We start from the raw sequence: 19385 nt of genomic DNA on the forward strand, positions 1-19385 counted from the left end.
ACCCGCCTACTTCTTCGTGCGCGGCAGCGCACGCTTGGACACCGCAGCGATCAGGCCCTGGTACCGCGAGCCGGTGATGCGCTGCAGCAGGTCCAGAGCGACGGCATCGGAACCGATGAGCACGCGACCCTTGCCCTTCTCGACGCCTTTGAGAATGGTCTTGGCTGCATCGATCGGGGTGGTCTTGGCGAGCTTGCTGTCGAAGAACTTGGCGACGTCGGCCTGGTCGAAGTTCTCGGCGACGGTCGCGTTGCGGGCGATGGCGGTCTTGATGCCGCCGGGGTGCACCACGGTCACCTTCACCGGAGCTTTCGAGATCAGCATTTCCATCCGCAGCGACTCGCTGAACCCGCGGACGGCGAACTTCGCGGCGTTGTACGCAGACTGAGACGGCATGGCCAGCAGGCCGAAGAGACTGGAGATATTGATGATGTGGCCGTCGCCGGAGGCCTGGATGTGCGGAAGGAATGCCTTGGTGCCGTTGACGACTCCCCAGAAATCGACGTCGACGATGCGTTCGATGTCCTTGAACGAGGACTTGTCGACGTCACCGTGGTACGCGATACCGGCATTGTTGTAGATCTGGTTGACCTTGCCGAAATGCGCGACGACGGCCTCGGCGTAGTCCAGTACTGTCTCGCGCTGGGAAACGTCCAAGAAATCCGATTTGACCTCGGCACCGAGTGCCTCGACCCGTCGGACGGTCTCGTCGAGCCCGTTGGTGTCGACGTCGGACAGTGCCAGTTTCGCTCCGCGCCCGGCCAGCTCGAGAGCCAGTGCGCGGCCGATTCCCGAGCCCGCGCCGGTGACGACGGCTACCTTGCCTGTGAATGTGCTCATCGAGCGGCCACCTTGTCTGTGTTGTTGCCGGCGGTGTTCGCCGAGGTTCCGGAGGTGAGGTCTGCGCTGGCGACGCTACGGTACGCATCCAGATCGAACTGCTTGGTGATTCGGCGGAACTCGAACGTGAAGCCGGGCCACAGGGTCGTGTTGTTGCCGTGCTTGTCCAGGTACCAGCTGGCGCACCCACCGTTCATCCACACACTCTTGGACAGCTGGTCCTGCAGGGTCACGTTGTACTCGTCCTGCACGTCCTTGCGCACTTCGATGGTGCCGATGTCGTGCTTGTCGATGGTGTTCAGCGCGTCGACCAAGTAGTTGATCTGCGACTCGATCATGAAGACCATCGAGGTGTGCCCGAGGCCGGTGTTCGGCCCCACCAGGAAGAACATATTGGGGAAGTTCGCCACCGCTGCGCCCTTGTAACCTTGCTGGCCACCGTCGTCGAAGGTTTCGGCCAGCGTGCGACCGTCCTTACCGGTGATGCCCTGGTACGCGGGGGAGTCGGTGACGTGGAAGCCGGTGGCGACGACGAGTGCGTCGATCGGCCGCTCGGTGCCGTCCTTGGTCACGATGGATCCTTTGCGGACCTCCGCGATGCCGTCGGTGACGAGGTCGACGTTGCTCTGGGCGAGAGCCGGGTAGTACGCGTTCGAGATCAGCATGCGCTTGCAGCCGATGCGGAAGTTCGGCGTCACCTTGGCGCGCAACGCCTTGTCCTTGATCTGGGTGCGCAGGTGGTTCTCCGACGCCCACTGCAGGGGCTTCATGAAGGCCGGAGCCTTGGCCAATCCGACGACCTGGGTCTCACGCATCGCGTAGATGCCGGCGCGAGAGAGACGCTGGAATCCGGGAACGTGCTTGAAGGCGAAGCGCTCGAGCTTGGTGTACGGGCGATCGGCGCGCGGGAGGATCCACGGCGCGGTGCGCTGATACACGTCGAGGTGCTGCACCTGGCCTGCGATGGCGGGCACGATCTGGATCGCCGACGCGCCGGTGCCGATGACGGCGACGCGCTTGCCGGCAAGGGAGACGTCGTGGTTCCACTGGGCGGAGTGGAAGACGTCGCCCTCGAAGTCGTGAATGCCCTTGATGTCGGGCAGGTTCGGCTCACACAGTGCGCCGACGGCCGAGACGACGATCTTCGCGGTGTAGTTGCCGGAGGTCGTCTCGACGTCCCAGCGGTTGGTCTCGGCGTTCCATCGAGCCGAGGTCACATCCGTGCCGAACACGTGCTTGTCCATGACGCCGTACTTGCGCGCCACCCCGGCGATGTACTTCTGGATCTCGGGCTGCGTGGAGAACGACCGGGTCCAGTCGGGATTCAGGGCGAACGAGTACGAGTACAGGTGCGACGGCACGTCGCAGGCGGCACCGGGGTAGGTGTTGTCGCGCCAGGTGCCCCCGACGTCATGGCCTCTTTCGATGACGACGAAGTCCTTCTTGCCTGCCTTCGTCAGCTTGATCGCCGCACCGAGGCCGGCGAATCCGCTGCCGATGATCAGCGTATCGACGTGACGCGGCGACGTTGCACGGTCCGAAGTATCTGTTACGGGAAGACTCATGTAGGGGAGCGTAGAAGCTTATTGAGTGTGAGTCAATAGTTATTGACTAATATTCAGTAGGGTGATTGCATGGCGTACGTGAACAGCCCCGGCGCGACGACGAAGAGGACCAGACTCAGTCCCGAGCAACGCCGAGCTCAACTGATCGAGCTCGGTACCGAAATGCTCGCCGACCGACCTCTGGAGCAGATCTCCGTCGAGGACATCGCAGACCAAGCAGGTGTCTCGCGAGGCCTACTGTTCCACTATTTTTCGTCCAAGCAGGAGTTTCACCTCGAAATAGTCCGCGAGGCATCCCGGTCGATGATCGAACGCACCGCCCCCGATCCAGACCTCGAACCCTTCGAGATTCTCCGCGACTCCATCGCCAACTACGTCGACTACGTCACCGAGAAGCGCGACACTTTCATCTCCCTGCTTCGCGGCACCGCGAGCGGAGACCCCCTGATGCGCGAGGTGTTCGAGCAGACCCGCACCACCATGGCCGAGCGCACTCTCGTCCAACTCGCCGGCCTCGACATGGACGTGACCCCCACCATCGACCTCGCCGTCCGCGGTTGGATCGCCTTCGTGGAGGAAGCGACCATCACCTGGCTCCGGGATCCCCACATCAGCCGTGACGAACTCATCGACCTCAATGTCAACGCCCTGCCTGCCGTCGCCCTGGCACCGAGCATGATCTCCGCACTCCTGGGCACCGACGCCGACGCGGACGCCTGACCGACGCCCTCCCCCGCTGCACGCCCCCGCCAGCCCCCACCGCCCGCTCCCGCCTGACCGACGCCCTCCCCGGTTGGGATCAATGCGCCTTTGTTGCAGTCTGACCGACTGAATCTCGCATTCATCCAGTAGGCGGTCGTTGCCCCAGTCGGATGAATGCGCCTTTGTTGCAATCTGAGCGACTGAATCCCACATTGATCCCAACCCCGGGGAGCCCAGCAACGACAACAGCGGCCCACTTCCGAAGAAGTGGGCCGCTGTAGTTGTCGCAGATCTAGTCTTCGCCGACTGCCTTGAAGGCCTCGTCGATGATTTCGAGTTGCTCGACGGCGTGCACCTTGCTCGAGCCCGACGACGGTGCGGACATTGCGCGACGGGAGATGCGCTTGATGCCGACCAGCTTCTCGGGCATGAGCTCGGGCAGTGCGAGACCGAAGAACGGCCATGCACCCTGGTTCGCAGGCTCTTCCTGAACCCAACGGAATTCCGTTGCGTTCGGGTAGCTTTCGAGCGCTTCCCGGATCCGACGGACCGGCACGGGGTAGAGCTGCTCGACGCGGACGATCGCGACGTCTTCGCGGTTGTCCTTCTGCTTACGAGCGAGGAGCTCGTAGTAGAGCTTGCCGCTGACCATCAGCACTCGCTTGACCGCGCTGCGGTCGCCGGTGCCGGTGTCGTAGGTGGGCTCGTCGAACACCGAGTGGAACTTGCCGTCGGTGAAGTCCTCGATGTTGCTCACTGCTGCCTTGTTGCGCAGCATCGACTTCGGGGTGAAGACGATCAGCGGGCGACGAATGCCGTCACGCGCGTGCCTGCGCAGCAGGTGGAAGTAGTTCGCGGGGGTCGAGGGGAGCGCGACGGTCATCGAGCCCTCGGCGCACAGCGTCAGGAAGCGTTCGATGCGTCCGGACGTGTGGTCGGGACCCTGACCCTCGTGGCCGTGCGGCAGCAGCAGCACGACGTCGGAGAGCTGACCCCACTTGGCTTCACCGGAGGAGATGAACTCGTCGATGATGGACTGAGCGCCGTTGACGAAGTCGCCGAACTGCGCTTCCCACATCACCAGTGCGTCCGGGTTGCCCACGGAGTAGCCGTACTCGAAGCCGACGGCCGCGAATTCGCTCAACGCGGAGTCGTACACCATGAACTTGCCGGGGTTGTCGCTGCCGATGTTCTGCAGCGGCGTGTACTCGGCACCGGTCTTGCGGTCGATGATCACCGAGTGCCGCTGGGTGAACGTGCCGCGGCGGGTGTCCTGGCCGGAGAAGCGAATATTGCGTCCCTCGTCCACCAGCGATCCGAGTGCCAACAGCTCGCCGAAGGCCCAGTCGACCTTACCCTCGTGCGCCATCTCGCGACGCTTTTCGAGCACCGGCTTGACGCGCGGGTGCACGTTGAACCCGTCCGGGACGTCGAGGTGGGCATCGCCGATGCGGTGCAGCACGGCCTTGTCGACGGCCGTGGTGAGCTTGGCCGGCAACTGCTGGTCGAGTTCGACCGACTCGCTGGGCTCCGGGGTGTACTTCTCGAGTTCGCGTACCTCGTTGAAGACGCGTTCGAGCTGACCCTGGTAGTCGCGAAGAGCATCCTCCGCTTCCTTGAGCGAGATGTCTCCACGGCCGATGAGCGATTCGGTGTAGCTCTTGCGGACGCTGCGCTTGGTGTCGATCACGTCGTACATCGCCGGCTGGGTCATCGAGGGGTCGTCGCCCTCGTTGTGACCGCGACGGCGATAGCAGATCATGTCGATGACGACGTCCTTGTGGAACTTCTGACGGAAGTCCACCGCCAACTGAGCGACCCAGGCACAGGCCTCGGGGTCGTCGCCGTTGACGTGGAAGATCGGCGCAGCGATCATCTTGGCCACATCGGTGCAGTACTCGGACGAACGCGAGAACTCCGGCGACGTGGTGAAGCCGACCTGGTTGTTGACGACGATGTGCACTGTTCCGCCGGTGCGGTAGCCCCGCAGATCGGACAGGTTCAGTGTTTCGGCGACGACGCCCTGGCCGGCGAAGGCAGCATCTCCGTGCAGCATCAGCGGCAGGACGGAGTAGCCGCCCTGGCCGGTGCCCTTGTCCAGCAGGTCCTGCTTGGCACGGACGAGGCCTTCGAGAACAGGGTCGACGGCCTCGAGGTGCGACGGGTTCGCGGTGAGCGAGACCTTGATGTCGTTGTCCCCGAACATCTGGATGTACGTGCCCTCGGCACCGAGGTGGTACTTCACGTCGCCGGAGCCGTGTGCGGCGGCCGGGTTCATGTTGCCCTCGAACTCGGTGAAGATCTTCGAGTAGGGCTTGCCGACGATGTTGGCGAGCACGTTCAGCCGGCCGCGGTGCGGCATGCCGATGACGACCTCGTCGAGGGCATATTCCGCGCTCTGGTCGATGACGGAGTCCATCATCGGAATGACCGCTTCCGCGCCTTCGAGCGAGAAGCGCTTCTGCCCGACGTACTTGGTCTGCAGGAACGTCTCGAAGGCCTCGGCCGCGTTGAGCTTGCTCAGAATGTATTTCTGTTGCGCCACAGTCGGTTTGACGTGCTTTGCCTCGACGCGCTCCTGCAGCCACGAGACCTGCTCGGTCTCGAGGATGTGGGTGTACTCGACGCCGACGTGACGGCAGTACGAGTCGCGCAGCACGCTGAGCACGTCGCGCAGCTTCATCTTGTCCCGGCCGTGAAATCCGCCGACCTTGAACTCGCGGTCGAGGTCCCACAGCGTCAGGTCGTGGCTGATCACGTCGAGGTCCGGATGCATCCGGAACTTGTCCTTGGTGAACTGCAACGGGTCGGTGTCTGCCATCAGGTGACCGCGGTTGCGGTACGCCGCGATGAGCTCGAGCACGCGGGTGTTCTTGTCGACCGTGCCCTCGGGCAGATCCTTGCGCCAGCGGATGGGCTCGTACGGGATCTTGAGCGAATGGAACAGCTCGTCGTAGAACTCGTCGCTGATCAGCAGGTTGTGGATCGTCTTGAGGAAGTCACCCGACTCCGCACCCTGAATGATGCGGTGGTCGTACGTGGACGTCAGCGTCATGAGCTTGCCGACGCCGAACTCGGCGAGACGCTCGTCGCTGGCACCCTGGAACTCTGCCGGGTACTCCATTGCTCCGGCACCGATGATGGCACCCTGGCCGTTCATCAGACGCGGCACCGAGTGCACGGTTCCGATTCCGCCGGGGTTGGTCAGCGAAATGGTGACGCCCTGGAAGTCCTCACCGGTGAGCTTGCCGTCGCGGGCGCGCCGGACGATGTCCTCGTACGCGTTGTAGAACTGCGTGAACGTGAAGTCCTGCGTGTTCTTGATGGCAGCGACCACGAGCGAGCGGTTGCCGTCCTTGCCGGGCAAGTCGATCGCCAGACCGAGGTTGATCGCGGCCGGAGTGACGGCGTTCGGCTTGCCGTCGACCTCGGCGAAGTGGCGGTTCATGTTCGGGAACGCCTTGACGGCCTGCACGATGGCGTAGCCGAGCAGGTGCGTGAACGAGATCTTGCCGCCGCGGGTACGCGCGAGGTGGTTGTTGATGACCAGACGGTTGTCCACCATCAACTTCGCCGGAATCGCACGCACACTGGTTGCAGTGGGAATCTGCAACGAGGCCGACATGTTCTTCGCTACCGCTGCTGCTGCGCCGCGCAGGATCTTGCTCGACTCTTCGCCGAATTCGGCTGCTGCCGGGGCTGGCTTCGCCGGAGCGGCCTTCTTCTCGGCAGGCTTTGCAGCGGCCGCAGGCTTTGCGGGCTCGGCCTTGGGAGCGGCGGCTTTCGGGGCAGCCTTGGGCGCTGCGGCCTTCGGAGCGTCGGCCTTGGGAGCGCTGTCCTTCTGCGGAGCCGAGGCGGCAGGCTTGGCGGGAGGCGCGGGTGCTGCGGGGGGAGCGGACTTGGCCGAACTACCGTTCGAGGCTGCGCCGTTGCCGTTACCGGACGCACCGTTCGAGCTGCCGGCGGCCTCGTCGGTCACGGCCTCGGGGTCGTAACCGGTGAGGAACTCGTGCCAGCTCGCGTCGACGGAGGAAGGGTCTTGCTTGAATCGCTGGTACATCTCGTCGACCAGCCATTGATTTTGTCCGAATTGGGTAGTAGAGCTGCTGCTCACGGCAGTAGTTCGCCTCGTTTCTGTCTTCGTTCCCGTTCAGCGCGCGTACAAGTCCAGGCTAGACCTTTGGTCCAGCTCACGTGCGCCCGGGACGTAGCTGTGATATGTACTCACCGGTAACCATCGGCCTCGTTGTCGATGACTCCCTGGACTATCGAATTATTCCCCCGGTTCGTTTCGGCCGCAGTCCACAACCGAGCGTAGAAACCGCCCTGGGCGCGAAGGTCCGAATGTCGTCCGGTCTCCACGATACGTCCGCCGTCCACGACGACGATCAGATCTGCCCGTGCGGCGGTCGCCAATCGGTGCGCGACCACCACTGCTGTGCGGGTACGAACGACGGCATTGCTCGCCGCGAGGACGGTGCGTTCGGTGGCCGGATCGAGCGTGGCGGTTGCCTCGTCGAGGAGGAGCAGATCGGGGTCGACCAGTTCGGCTCGCGTCAGCGCGATCAGTTGCCGTTGGCCTGCGGAGAGCCCCTGGCCGCGCTCTCCGACGGGTTGGTTCATACCGCCGCGAAGTGCAGCGATGGTGGTCAGAGCGCCCACCGAGCGAGCCGCGTTCTCGATGTCGGCGCGGCTGGCATCGGGTCTGCCGTAGGCGATGTTCGACGCGACGGTTCCGGTGAACAGGTGCGCTTCCTGCGGTACGACGCCCAGTCGTTGCCGATAGTCGGACAGTCGATAGTCGCGCAGATCGTGTCCGCCGACGCGCACCGATCCGGAGGTCGGATCGTAGAACCGGGCCAGCAGTTTCACCACGGTGGATTTGCCCGCTCCGGTGCGCCCGACCAATGCGACAGTGGTGCCGGCCGGGATGGTGAGAGATACCTCACTCAGTGCGTCGGAGTGAGCTCCGGCATAGCGAAACCCGACGTCGACGAGGTCGATGTCGGCACGGAGGCGTCCGCCAGGAAGCGCGGTGGTGTTCGCGGTCGTGGCGGTCTCGATCGAACTCGTGGTGCGCAACAGATCGCCGATGCGTCCGACGCCGACCCGTGCCTGCTGGTAACCGTCGAACACCTGCGAGAGCTGCTGGATCGGTCCGAAGAGCAGTCCGAGATACAGGACGAACGCCACGAGGGTGCCCGCGGTGGTGGTGCCGGTGGCGATCTGATGTGCGCCGACGAACACGACGACGGCGAGGGCGATGTCGGAGAGCAACGTGATGAGCGGAAAGAACACGGAGATCGCGGTCTGCGAGCGCATTCGGCTGGATCGGTAACGGTCGGAGCGTTCGGCGAACCGGGATGCGGCGTACTCCTCACGCCGGTACGCCTGTGCGGCGCGCAGGCCCGTGACGTTCTCTTGGAAGTCGGCGTTGACGATCGAGATGCGCTCGCGGGACGCCGAGTACGCCGCCGACGAGATCCGGCGGAAGATCACGGTGGCCACGGCGAGGGGCGGCACGACCGCCAACGCCACCAGGCCGAGAGTGAGGTCCGTGACGAGCAGGGCGGCCGCGATACCGACGACGGTCAACACGCTCACCACAGCGGTCGATGCCCCGGTCTGGATGAACGACGACAGTGCATCGACGTCGGTGGTCATCCGAGTCATGATGCGGCCCGAGAGCTCACGCTCGTAGTAGTCGAGGCCGAGTCGCTGAATGTGCGCGTAGCTGCGAACTCGGAGGCCGAACAGCACTCGCTCGCCTGCCCGCGCAGTGATGACCGTCGTCCAACAGACGACGAACCAACTCGCCGCTGCCAGTACGACGCCGATCGACGTGGCGATCCACAGCGTGTTCGAGTCTCCGCGCGCCACTCCACTGTCCACCGCGTAGCGAACGAGTGAGGGAAAGGCGATGGAGGCCAACGAGTCGAGTGCGAGCAGAACGACCACGGCGGCGAGCAACATCCGGACCGGGCCGAGCAGTCTCGACAATCGGAATCCCGGGTCGGGTCGACGGAGATCGGAGCCCGATGCGCCCGGGTCCTCGGTTGCCGGAGGCAGGGCCGCGACGGCCGCGGATATGGCGGGTGTCGGTGCCAGCGAGCCGAACGCTCCCGCCATCGCAGTTCCGTGCCCACCGCCGCCTCCCGGCGCTGCGACGCTGTTGGGCTCGGCCGACGATTCTGGCGCGGTCACGGGCCAGAGCGTCTCGGGAGAGGGCTGCTCGATCGGGTCGTGGGCCGGCCCGGTGCCCGGTTCGTCGTCACCACCGGCCAGGAGAGCGCGGAACAACGGGCAGCGCCGGTCGAGTTCGTCGACTGTTCCGGTGTCGATGATCCGACCGTTGTCGAGCACGGCGACGCGGTCGGCCAGTGTCAGGGTCGAGCGTCGATGAGCGAGGACGAGAGTCGCGCGCGTCCGGATGCCACGCAACGCGTCGAATATTGCTGCTTCGGTCTCTGCGTCGACGGCGGACGTGGCGTCGTCGAGAATCAGAATTCGCGGTTCCACGAGGAGGGCGCGCGCCAGAGCGATGCGCTGGCGCTGTCCTCCGGAAAGTGTGAGCCCGCGTTCGCCGACCAGGCTGTCGTATCCCTCGGGCAAGGCGTCGATGAAGGTGGAGGCCTGCGCCAGGCGCGCCGCGCGCTCGATGTCGTCGGCAGTGGCGTCGGGCCTGCCGAGGGCGATGTTGGCGGCGATGGTGTCGGAGAACAGAAACGGCTCGTCGAACACCAGTGACACCGCCTCGCGCAGTGATGTGGAGTCGAGGTCGTCGATATCGATCGAAGTACCGTTGGACGTCAGCTCGATGTGCCCCTCGGCAGGGCGATAGAAGCGGGGCAGCAGGAGGGCGAGTGCGGTTTTCCCGGAACCCGCATGTCCGACGACGGCAACGGTCTCCCCGGGCGAGATGGTCAGGCTCAGATCGGTGAGTACGTCCCGCTCGGGCTCGAATCCGAACGTCACCTCACGGATGCGAACCCCGAGAGGTCCGTCGGGCAACGGAAGAGGCCGCGCCGGTTCCGGGTCGGACGGCTCGGTGTCGACCACCTCGTAGACGCGTTCCACGGCCGCGCGCGAGAGCTGGGCCATGATCACCACGGACGAGACGGTCCTGGTGACGGCGGACAGCGTGGCGACGTAGGTCGCAAAGGCCAGGAACGTGCCGATGGTGATGTGGCCCTGCAGCGCGAGGTATCCGCCGAGGGCGATGACTCCGACGAGACCGAGCTGCGGAATGGTGGCCATCGACGGCGCGAACCGCGAGTTGATCTTCGCCGACCGCATGCGCTCGGCGAACAACGTGCGACCGAGCTGTTCGATGCGATCGACCGCGCGGGCTTCCTGACCGAAGCCCTTGACCACTCGAACTCCGGTGACGGTCTCTTCGACATGCTGCGCCAGATCGGCGGCACGCTGTTGAGCAGACCAGGTGGCGGCGAAGAGAGTCGGCCGCATTCGGTAGACCACGATGCTCACCGCGGGAACGATGAGGATTGCGACGACGGTGAGCAACGGCGAGAGATACGCCATCACCACCAGGGCGAGGACGAACTGCAGAATCGCTCCGGCCGAGAGCGGCACCATGGCCAGTAGACCCTGGACGAGTTGCAGGTCGGTGATCGATCTCGACACGACCTGACCGGTACGGATCTCGTCCTGTTTGCGACCGTCGAGCCGCTGCAACGATGCAAGCAGATCCAGACGTAGATCGTGCTGAACGTCGATCGAGAGCCTGCCGGCGAGCATGCGCCTGCCGAACTGGCAGGCGAATCGCACCAGACCCAACAGTGCGATAGCAACGGCGACCGTGAGAATCACGTCGCCTTTGCCTGCTGTCGCGTCGTCGATCGCCACTCTGGTGAGGAGCGGAAACGAGATGTCGATGACGGCGGCGATCATCGTCACACCCAGTGCGCCCAGCGCCGTGCGCCGGTGCAGCATGCATTGCGCTGCCAGGCGGCGGACCCAACCACGTGGGGCGCTCGACGCTGCGCTGTCGGCCGGGACATCATCACGTGGCGGAACGGACTCGACGAGGGTGCCGTTGTTCGCCGCGTCGCGATCAACTGCCGCGCCGCGGTTCGTCACCGAATTACTGTGTGCCATCGATAGACCAAAGTAGACCCGATCACCGACAGCATTCGTCGGCGATCGTGGCTACCGGTTCCGACCTCAGTCGATGTCGCGAGTACGGGCCAGAAACCAGCCGCCGCCGGTGAGGATCGCGGCCCACAATGCAAGCCCGAGCGGGGCCCACGGCCACGACGCCAGATCGCCGGCGCCGTCCAATTGTGTGGCCGCCATCGTCGGCAGGGTCAGGTTCGACGGGAGCACGGTGGCAACAGGTCCCAACCCCACCCCGAAGAGGATCAGCGAGAGCAGACCCTCGCCGAACGGCAGCCAGGCGACGAGCACGATGGCCGCCCACGTCGGGGATTTGAGCAGCAGGCCCAGCCCCGCACCGATGATCGACCACAGCACGACGGCCAGCAGGCACGACGCGACCACACCGATGAACGGGCCGTCGAGCATGACAGTCCGGTCGTTGAAGATCAGCAGACAGATCAGGCTGGCCAGCAGTACGACCAGGCCGTACCCGAGTCCGAACAGAGCGGTGACGATGAGTTTGGCGGCGATCACCCCGTCGCGGCCGCGGGCCGTCAAGAAGCTGGTGGTGATGGTCTTGTGGCGAAACTCGGTACCGGCATTGACGGCACCGAAGATCCCGGCGAAGAGGATTGCGGCTCCGGCGGCGACGTACAGTCCGATCGAGGCGACACCACCCGAGATATCGAGGTCCTCCTCGTACGGACCCAACTGGTTCGCGATCACCGAGGTGATGACGGACGCGAAGATTCCGACGACGATCGGCGCGATCGCCAGTGCCCACCAGAACTTCAGCGTCGTGACCTTGCGGATCTCCGACGTCAGCAGCGCATTCATCGCCGGCCCCCGTTCCAGTTCTGCGGCGGACCGTATTCGGGCGGAGGTGGGCCGTAACCCGGAGTTGGGCCGTAACCCGGAGTTGGGCCGTAACCCGGAGTTGGGCCGTAATCCGGAGGCGGGCCGTAACCGGGAGGCGGACCGTAGTTCTGCGGTGGTGCATAACCCTGCTGTTGTCCCGGCGGCGGCCCGTACGGATTCTGACCGACCGGTGCCGCGGTGTACTGCCCCGCCGTCATCGACAGGAACACCTGCTCGAGATCGACGTGCTCTGCGGTGGTGCCGAACACCGTGACATCGGCGTTTGCGGCGATGCGTGCGATCGTGGCCGCGTCGGTGCCTGCGACGCCGATGCGGCCGTCGGGCAGGAGCTGGGTGTCGTTGAGGCCGTTCGATGCCAGTGCGATCGCCAGTGTCGCCGGGTCCGATGCCGCCACGAGTACGCGGCTCGGACGGGTTGACCGCAACTGTGCGATCGAACCCTGGTACATCAACGAGCCGGCGCTGACGATCACCAGATTGTCGACGGTCTGCTCGATTTCACGAAGAATGTGACTCGAGATCAGGACCGTCCGCCCCGAGGCCGCGAATGCCTTCAGGAAATCGCGGAGCCAGGCGATCCCCTCGGGGTCGAGACCGTTGGCCGGTTCGTCGAGCACGAGGATTTCGGGGTCTCCGAGCAGGGCTGTCGCCAACGTCAGACGCTGCCGCATGCCGAGGGAGAAGCCGCCTGCGGGGCGGTGGGCGGCATCGCCGAGGCCGACCAGGTGCAATACGTCGAGGGCGCGGCTGTCGGGCACGCCGATTGCCGCGGTGTAGATCTTCAGGTGATGAGCGGCGCTCCGTTTGGGGTGCATACTCAGCGAGTCGAGAACGGCTCCCACTGTGTGGGCCGGGTGTGTTGCTGCACCGAATGGTGCGCCGTTCACGAGACCGATCCCCGAGGTGGGTGCCACGAGCCCGAGCAGCATGCGCAGTGTGGTCGTCTTACCCGAGCCGTTGGGGCCGAGGAATCCGGTGACGGTGCCGCGCGGAACGACGAAACTCAGGTCCGACACCGCCCGAACGGTGCCGAATTGCTTGGTCAGTGCCTGCGCTTCCAGCGCTGCTCCCGAGTAGCTGGTCATCGCTGCGGAATCCCCCTGGCCGTCGAACTGCACGTGTACCGGTTGCACGCGGCAACCGGTACACGAGGCTACGGGGTGAGACCGACTTCGTCGCGGGTGCGGCCCCTGTGTCAGCGAAGCAGCGCGGCGGCGATGTCGCGGTAGGTCTCGAGCGGATCGGCGTCGTCGGGAAGAGAATGCAGTGTCACGTGGGACGCGCCTGCGGCGAGGTGTTCGTTCAACCGCCCGGCGATCGCGTCGGCCGTGCCGTGCGCCACCAGAGCGTCGATCAGTCGGTCGCTGCCACCGTCACCGATCTCGTCGTCCGAGTAGCCGAGCCGGTTCAGATTGTTGGTGTAGTTGCGAAGGTGAAGATAGGGGTTGTTCACCGGCGGTCGGCCGATCTCTCGGGCCTTCTGTGGGTCGGATTCCAGAACCACTTTGTGTTCGGGTGCCAGAATCTTGTTCGGCCCCAATGCTTCTCGCGCCTCACGGGTGTGCTCGGGGGTGGTCAGGTACGGATGCGCACCGGCCGTGCGATCGGCGGCGAGCGCAAGAACCTTGGGGCCGAGCGCGGCGAGCACCCGTCGTTCCACCGGAACTCCGGCCTCGTCGAGAGCGTCGAGGTACGCCACCAGAGCGTCGTACGGCTTGGTGTATTGCTGCGTTGCCTCCGGGTGGCCGGCACCGATTCCGAGGAGGAATCGTCCCGGATGCTTCTGCTCCAACCGGTGATACGACTGCGCGACGTCGGCGGCCGAATCCGACCAGATGTTGACGATGCCGGTGGCCACGACGACCGTCTCGGTGGCGTCGAGGATCTCCTCGGTAGTGGTCAGATCGGCGGGCGGTGAACCGCCGAGCCAGATAGTTCCGTAGCCGAATGACTCGATGGCACGAGACAGTTCGGGAGTGAACGCCGAGTGAAGTCGCCAGACGCCGTACTTGCCGAGTTCAGGTGTGGAAGTCATGTGGGGTTACAACGCCGCACGCTCGCGAAGATTCCGTACGTTCTCACTCGTCCGGTTCGATGATCCGGTTTTCCGGGAACCGCGCGGGTGGCGGACCGAAGGCGTCACGCGCGTTCTTGATGACTCCCTTGCCCACCACGCGGTTGCCTGCGCCGCCGATCGCCGCACCGATTCCGGCGGGCAGCATCTTGCCGACCAACAGCGCGCTGCGCTTGGCAAGATACTTGGTGATGAACTTCTTCACGAGGGATTTGTTCATGCTGGCCATCGAGCCGCCGGGGATGCGGGACGTGATCAGCGGACCCCAATTCTTGGCGGTCTTGCCGACCGTGCGCTGCACTATCTGAATGCCCGATTCGCCCAGCGCAACCGACAGCACCAACGCGCGCCGCTGCTGGTGGTTCTCGACGGGGATGCCGTGCACCGATGCGACCGACAACGTCAGTAGTGCCGAGGACTCGATGAAGAAGGCGGTTTCGGCACCCACGGCGGCGAGCGAGGCGACAGTTCCTATTCCGGGAACAGCTGCAGCACCGCCCACGGCGGAACCACTGCCGGTGACCGCGAGCAGAAATCGCTTCTCCAGTCGTTCGATGATCTGTGCTGGGGTGTCGTACGGATGTGCTCGACGCACGTGCGCGACGTATTTGTCGACGGCGGGTCCCTGTAGGCGGCTGGCGTTGTCCAGGATGTTGACCAGGGCCCGTTCGAGCTTGCCTCCGCTCGAGATCTCGACCTGAGCGTCGTCCTTGTTGCCTGCCATCGATACCTCTTCCGGTTGCGAACGTCGTTGACGCTAGTCGGGGGAGTTACCCGCGAATTCTCCGTTGCACACGTACGGGGCAATTTAGACTCGCGAAGTGCAGATTCCTCCGAGCGAGGTGGTGTCCGACGGCGCGCGCCGCGCGCCGTGTGCGGCGTTGCGCCCGTTCGTGCGGCCGTACGAGGGGTATCGGACGCGTGGGTTGGCACCGGCTGAGCACGTGGGAATGCCGGGCCCTTATTTGACGGTCATCGTGGCGATGGAGCCGAGTCTGGAGATCGCCCGGGCTCCGCGTCAGGGTGCGGGCGTATTCGAGACGCTGGCGAGCGGAATCACCACCTCGCCGGTGACGATCGTGCACAACGGCAATCAGTCGGGAATCCAGTTGTCGTTGACGCCGCTCGGCTCGAGAGCCTTGCTGGGAGTCCCCGCAGCAGAGCTGGGGGAGTGGCTGGTCGACCTCGACGAAGTGCTGGGCGCAGACGCGGTCGAACTCCGTGCGCGAGTTTGTGCGGCTCCGGAGTGGGCGGCTCGTTTCGATGTGGTGGACGAGATCTTGTTGCGTCGCCTTCGAGAGTGCGAAGTCGATTCCCGGTTGATCGGGGCGTGGCACGCACTCACCTCGGGTTCGGTTCCGAAGGTCGCGGACGTTGCGCTCGATATCGGTTGGAGCAGAAGGCATTTGGTGTCGAAGTTCAGTTCGGAGTTCGGTGTCGGTCCGAAGGAAGCGGTGCGTATCGCTCGCTTCTATCGTTCGCATCGACGGTTGCGTGATCCGGCCTGTTCCGACCTCGCTGCGGTGGCATCCGAATGCGGCTTCTACGACCAGCCGCACATGAACCGCGAATGGCGTGTGATGGCGGGTATGTCGCCGACGACGTGGCGCGAGCGCGAGATGTTCTCATTTTTCCAAGACTCCGCGGCCGGTGACGAGGAGGGTATCGGTTCATGACGACACATATCTGGCCCACTCTGAAATACGACAACGCACGCGACGCCATCCGATTCATCGTCGACGTGTTGGGATTCGAGGAGCGCGCGGTGTACGGCGAGGGCGACCGCGTCGATCATGCGGAACTGCGCTGGCCCGAGGGCGGTGGGGTGATGCTGGGCAGTGTGCGCGACGCGGGTGCCATCGGCGAGATGCCGCCGGGCGTCGGTTCGATCTACATCGTCACCGACGACCCGGACGGCATCCACGATCGCATCGTCGCGGCGGGCGGCAATGTCACGCAGGGGCTGCGCGAAGAGGATTACGGCAGCCGCGGATTCACCTGTCGCGACGCCGAAGGGGTCTACTGGAGCTTCGGCACCTACGCCGGGGCGTAGGCCTCACCCCGCGTGGCGGTTACTTCACCCAGTGCTCGGGCGGGACCAGTTCGTCCGGCTTCGGCGGTGGCGGAGCGGTGCCGTCGCCGAAGGGTGATCCGCCGAGCGCTTCGCGTCCGTGTGGTTCGAGCCAGCCCTGCAGATCCGGGCCCTTCGGCACGATGCCGGATGGATTTATGTCGCGGTGTACCTCGTAGTAGTGCCGCTTGATGTGGTCGAAGTCCACGGTGTCGCCGAAACCGGGGGTCTGGAACAGGTCTCGGGCGTAGTTCCACAGCACCGGCATCTCGCTGAGCTTGCTGCGGTTGCATTTGAAGTGGCCGTGGTAGACGGGGTCGAAGCGCACCAGGGTGGTGAACAGGCGTACGTCGGCTTCGGTGATGTGGTCTCCGACGAGGTAGCGCTGCGTGGACAGGCGTTCGCCGAGCCAGTCGAGGCGGTTGAAGAGTCTGTCGTAGGCCTTGTCGTATGCCTCCTGTGAACCTGCGAATCCGCAGCGGTAGACGCCGTTGTTGACGTCCTTGAAGACCAGATCGGCGACGTCGTCGATCTCTCCGCGCAATGCGTCGGGGTACAGATCGGGGGCGCCGTCTCGGTGGTACTTCGTCCATTCGGTGGACAGATCCAGCGTGATCTGTGGGTAGTCGTTGGTCACGACCTCACCTGTGGGGACGTCGACGATGGCGGGGACGGTGATGCCGCGTTCGTAGTCGGGGAACCGGGCGAAGTAGGCGTCCTGCAGCCTCTCGATTTTCAGAACCGAATCGATCCCGCCGGGCTCCTCTTGGAAGTTCCAGCTGCGCGGGTCGTGGGTCGGGCCCGGAATGCCCAGGGAGAGAACATCTTCGAGTCCCAGGAGGCGACGTACGATGATGGACCGATGAGCCCACGGGCAGGCGCGCGCAGCGATCAGGCGATACCGTCCCGGCTCCACCGGATAACCGTCCCTGCCATCGGCGGTGATCCGTGTCGGTATGTAGTTGGTGTCGCGCTTGAATTCCTTGCCCGGTTCCACGTATGCGGCATCGTCGGCCATACTCTCGAACTCCTCACCTATTCATGTTCTGGCGCACTGGCGGTTGTCTCGACGCTACCCAGTTCGGAGACTCCTCAACCGGGTCAGGGTCGAACCGCAGCTGTGTGGCACACGCCGATTTCGGTGTATCCCAGCCGCGCGGCGAGGCGTCGGGCAATGGAGTTCTCGGGTCGCGAGCGCCACTGCGGGATCAAGCCCTCGTCGATGGCGTCGTTGGTAGCGAGTCGGCCGACCACCTGAGCGTGACCCCGTCGGCGATGATCCGGGTCGGTCAGGACGCGCATGTCGGCCAGAATCAGCTGCTCTTCCGAATAGCCCGCGGAGGCGAGCGAGTGCGCCGAGTCTGCGGGCCTGTCGTCGCCGAGCAGCGTGAACCAATTCCGCGAGACCGATTCTCCGAAGGCCTCGGCAACGTCGGCATCGTCGCACTTCGCCGCCAGGTTGCGGACGTGCACAGCATCGTGGGATATCAGCGGATCGTGCACATCGATGGAATGGCCGATGTCCGAGCCGTACGCCAGCGAGTGGGTGCCGATCTCGTAGTGCGCCGAGCGGTCGCCCAGTAGCGAGGACATCCAGGTTCGGTCCGCACCGGGGCGGCCGGTGATCGAGCGGGAGGCATCCACTGCCCAGGACGGCCCTGCGATCACGGTGGTCCCGGCCAGTAACAACACGGTGATGTTGTCCGTCGAAACGAGATGTTCGACGCGGTCGGCGTCGGTGTCGAGAGCCGTGTCGTCCAGGCCGAGTTGCCGACACCAGGCCAGGCGAACGATGTCGAGTTTGTGGGAGTCGAACCGGCCGGCGTCGAAAAGGGGGAAATCCACGAGTCGAGACTAGCCATCGAGCCCGTGGGCGACGTTCTGGTTTCACCGTCCAAAAGCAATCTTTCGAACTTTTTTGCCCCCGGTGTTTCGCTCAGCGCCGATAGATGGCAGACTCGCATTTGAGATTAGAGCTTCGACGTGAAGATCTAGCTCGCTTACAGAAGGTTTACAGAATGACGCAGGGCAGTGTGAAGTGGTTCAACGGCGAAAAGGGCTTCGGCTTCATCGAGCAGGATGGTGGCGGACCGGACGTTTTCGTTCATTACTCGGAGATTCAGGGTAGCGGCTTCAAGTCGCTCGACGAGGGCCAGCGCGTGGAGTTCGAGGTGGGCCAGGGTCAGAAGGGCCCCCAGGCTACCGGCGTCCGCGCCATCTGATTCAAGCTTCGTAACCCGATTTCTCCTGGCGGAGTGACCTTCTCGAAGTAATCTCCACCAGAAACTCGGTGACAAGGCCGGATACACGGAAGTAATTCCGAGTATCCGGCCTTCGTCTGTTCGAACGGGACATCGACTTCGGTCGGTGTCCCTTGCGCGCTGTATGTCCGATTGATGCCCAGGTCAGAGCATTGTCCGGGTTGCGCTTCATCGAACCATCACCGTATATTCCAACTGGAATAATTCGATTGGGATATCGAGATGGGGGGTTCGATGCGAGGGGATGCAGTGAATCCGCTGGGGGTCTCGGTCCTCGCCCTGCTCTCGGAGGGTGCGATGCATCCCTACGAGATGTATCAGCTCCTCCTCGAGCGCAAAGAGGACCGAATCGTCAAGGTCCGTCCCGGATCGCTGTATCACGCAGTTGCTCGACTCCATGGGCAGGAGTTGATCGCCGAGGTCGGAACCGACCGCGGGGGAAATCGTCCCGAGCGCACGACCTACGAGATCACCCCCGCCGGTAGGCGGGTCCTCGTCGATCGGCTCGCCGAGATCCTTCGTTCCCCGGTGCGCGAATATCCACAGTTCACCCTCGGCCTGTCCGAGATGCACAACCTACCGGCGTCCGAGGCGATCGCTTTGCTCCGTGCGCGTATCGAAGACCTGGCTCGAGAGATCGAGGAACTGTCCGGATTCCAGCTCCTGGCGCGAGAGCGCAAGTCGTCCGAAATCTACTGGGCCGGAATCGATTACACCTACCACATGCTGGCCGCTGAAGTGAAGTGGTTGACGAGCTACATCGATCGCCTCGACAGCGGCGAGCTCGAGTGGCCGCATGCCATTTCCGCACAACACGCCACCCTGACCGATCGGCACCGACCACACGACCCCCACGCCTCGGGGCACTAGGAGAA

15 protein-coding genes are annotated in these 19385 nt (G+C 64.4%); 5 read left to right on the forward strand and 10 right to left on the reverse strand.

Annotated elements, in window-relative coordinates:
• Window positions 1-6: 6 nt before the first annotated feature.
• Window positions 7-840 (reverse strand): SDR family NAD(P)-dependent oxidoreductase, encoded by an 834-nt coding sequence (locus tag ACQR3T_RS23270; RefSeq protein ID WP_428694943.1) that lies wholly within the window; start codon window positions 838-840, stop codon window positions 7-9.
• Window positions 837-2405 (reverse strand): flavin-containing monooxygenase, encoded by a 1569-nt coding sequence (locus ACQR3T_RS23275; RefSeq protein WP_032375903.1) that lies wholly within the window; start codon window positions 2403-2405, stop codon window positions 837-839. Before ACQR3T_RS23275 ends, ACQR3T_RS23270 begins: the two co-directional genes overlap by 4 nt.
• A gap of 69 nt (window positions 2406-2474) precedes the next feature.
• On the opposite strand from ACQR3T_RS23275, the gene ACQR3T_RS23280 reads away from it, so the two are divergent.
• The gene (locus ACQR3T_RS23280) at window positions 2475-3125 is read left to right on the forward strand and encodes a TetR/AcrR family transcriptional regulator (RefSeq protein ID WP_428694944.1); all 651 of its coding nucleotides are present in this window, start codon (window positions 2475-2477) and stop codon (window positions 3123-3125) included.
• A 274-nt stretch (window positions 3126-3399) separates the two neighbouring features.
• Here the strand turns inward: ACQR3T_RS23280 and ACQR3T_RS23285 are convergent, their stop codons facing one another.
• The 6 genes from ACQR3T_RS23285 to ACQR3T_RS23310 all read right to left on the reverse strand — a co-directional run bounded on the left by ACQR3T_RS23285 (window position 3400) and on the right by ACQR3T_RS23310 (window position 14902).
• A complete protein-coding gene (locus ACQR3T_RS23285; RefSeq protein ID WP_428694945.1) occupies window positions 3400-7221 on the reverse strand; it encodes a multifunctional oxoglutarate decarboxylase/oxoglutarate dehydrogenase thiamine pyrophosphate-binding subunit/dihydrolipoyllysine-residue succinyltransferase subunit in 3822 nt (1273 codons plus the stop codon).
• Window positions 7222-7331: 110 nt separating this feature from the next.
• The gene (locus ACQR3T_RS23290; RefSeq protein ID WP_428694978.1) at window positions 7332-11060 is read right to left on the reverse strand and encodes an ABC transporter ATP-binding protein; all 3729 of its coding nucleotides are present in this window, start codon (window positions 11058-11060) and stop codon (window positions 7332-7334) included.
• A gap of 231 nt (window positions 11061-11291) precedes the next feature.
• A complete protein-coding gene (locus tag ACQR3T_RS23295) occupies window positions 11292-12062 on the reverse strand; it encodes an ABC transporter permease (RefSeq protein WP_032380638.1) in 771 nt (256 codons plus the stop codon).
• Window positions 12059-13189 (reverse strand): ABC transporter ATP-binding protein, encoded by a 1131-nt coding sequence (locus ACQR3T_RS23300; RefSeq protein ID WP_428694979.1) that lies wholly within the window; start codon window positions 13187-13189, stop codon window positions 12059-12061. Before ACQR3T_RS23300 ends, ACQR3T_RS23295 begins: the two co-directional genes overlap by 4 nt.
• Before the next feature lie 110 nt (window positions 13190-13299).
• Window positions 13300-14139: an LLM class F420-dependent oxidoreductase gene (locus ACQR3T_RS23305; RefSeq protein WP_032380637.1), complete on the reverse strand. Its 840-nt coding sequence runs from the start codon at window positions 14137-14139 to the stop codon at window positions 13300-13302.
• Window positions 14140-14182: 43 nt separating this feature from the next.
• Window positions 14183-14902: a hypothetical protein gene (locus tag ACQR3T_RS23310; protein ID WP_428694946.1), complete on the reverse strand. Its 720-nt coding sequence runs from the start codon at window positions 14900-14902 to the stop codon at window positions 14183-14185.
• 97 nt (window positions 14903-14999) lie between these two features.
• Here ACQR3T_RS23310 and ACQR3T_RS23315 point away from each other — a divergent pair, with 97 nt between their 5' ends.
• Window positions 15000-15854: a helix-turn-helix domain-containing protein gene (locus tag ACQR3T_RS23315; RefSeq protein ID WP_428694947.1), complete on the forward strand. Its 855-nt coding sequence runs from the start codon at window positions 15000-15002 to the stop codon at window positions 15852-15854.
• Complete coding sequence (locus ACQR3T_RS23320) at window positions 15851-16231, forward strand: VOC family protein (RefSeq protein ID WP_032380634.1); 381 nt, start codon at window positions 15851-15853, stop codon at window positions 16229-16231. The genes ACQR3T_RS23315 and ACQR3T_RS23320 overlap by 4 nt, the downstream gene beginning before the upstream one ends.
• Before the next feature lie 19 nt (window positions 16232-16250).
• On the opposite strand, the gene ACQR3T_RS23325 is transcribed toward ACQR3T_RS23320, so the two are convergent.
• Both ACQR3T_RS23325 and ACQR3T_RS23330 read right to left on the reverse strand, forming a co-directional pair.
• Window positions 16251-17267 carry a glutathione S-transferase family protein gene (locus ACQR3T_RS23325; protein WP_428694948.1) on the reverse strand — a complete coding sequence of 339 codons (1017 nt, stop codon included), beginning with the start codon at window positions 17265-17267 and terminating at the stop codon, window positions 16251-16253.
• Window positions 17268-17350: 83 nt separating this feature from the next.
• Window positions 17351-18094: a GNAT family N-acetyltransferase gene (locus tag ACQR3T_RS23330; RefSeq protein WP_428694949.1), complete on the reverse strand. Its 744-nt coding sequence runs from the start codon at window positions 18092-18094 to the stop codon at window positions 17351-17353.
• A gap of 173 nt (window positions 18095-18267) precedes the next feature.
• Between ACQR3T_RS23330 and ACQR3T_RS23335 the strand changes: the two genes are divergently transcribed.
• Window positions 18268-18471 (forward strand): cold-shock protein, encoded by a 204-nt coding sequence (locus ACQR3T_RS23335; protein ID WP_008714360.1) that lies wholly within the window; start codon window positions 18268-18270, stop codon window positions 18469-18471.
• Window positions 18472-18744: 273 nt separating this feature from the next.
• Window positions 18745-19380: a PadR family transcriptional regulator gene (locus ACQR3T_RS23340; RefSeq protein ID WP_428694950.1), complete on the forward strand. Its 636-nt coding sequence runs from the start codon at window positions 18745-18747 to the stop codon at window positions 19378-19380.
• Window positions 19381-19385: the final 5 nt, after the last annotated feature.

This window comes from Rhodococcus sp. IEGM1428 (assembly GCF_050321865.1).
In the GTDB taxonomy this organism is placed as follows: Bacteria; Actinomycetota; Actinomycetes; order Mycobacteriales; family Mycobacteriaceae; genus Rhodococcoides.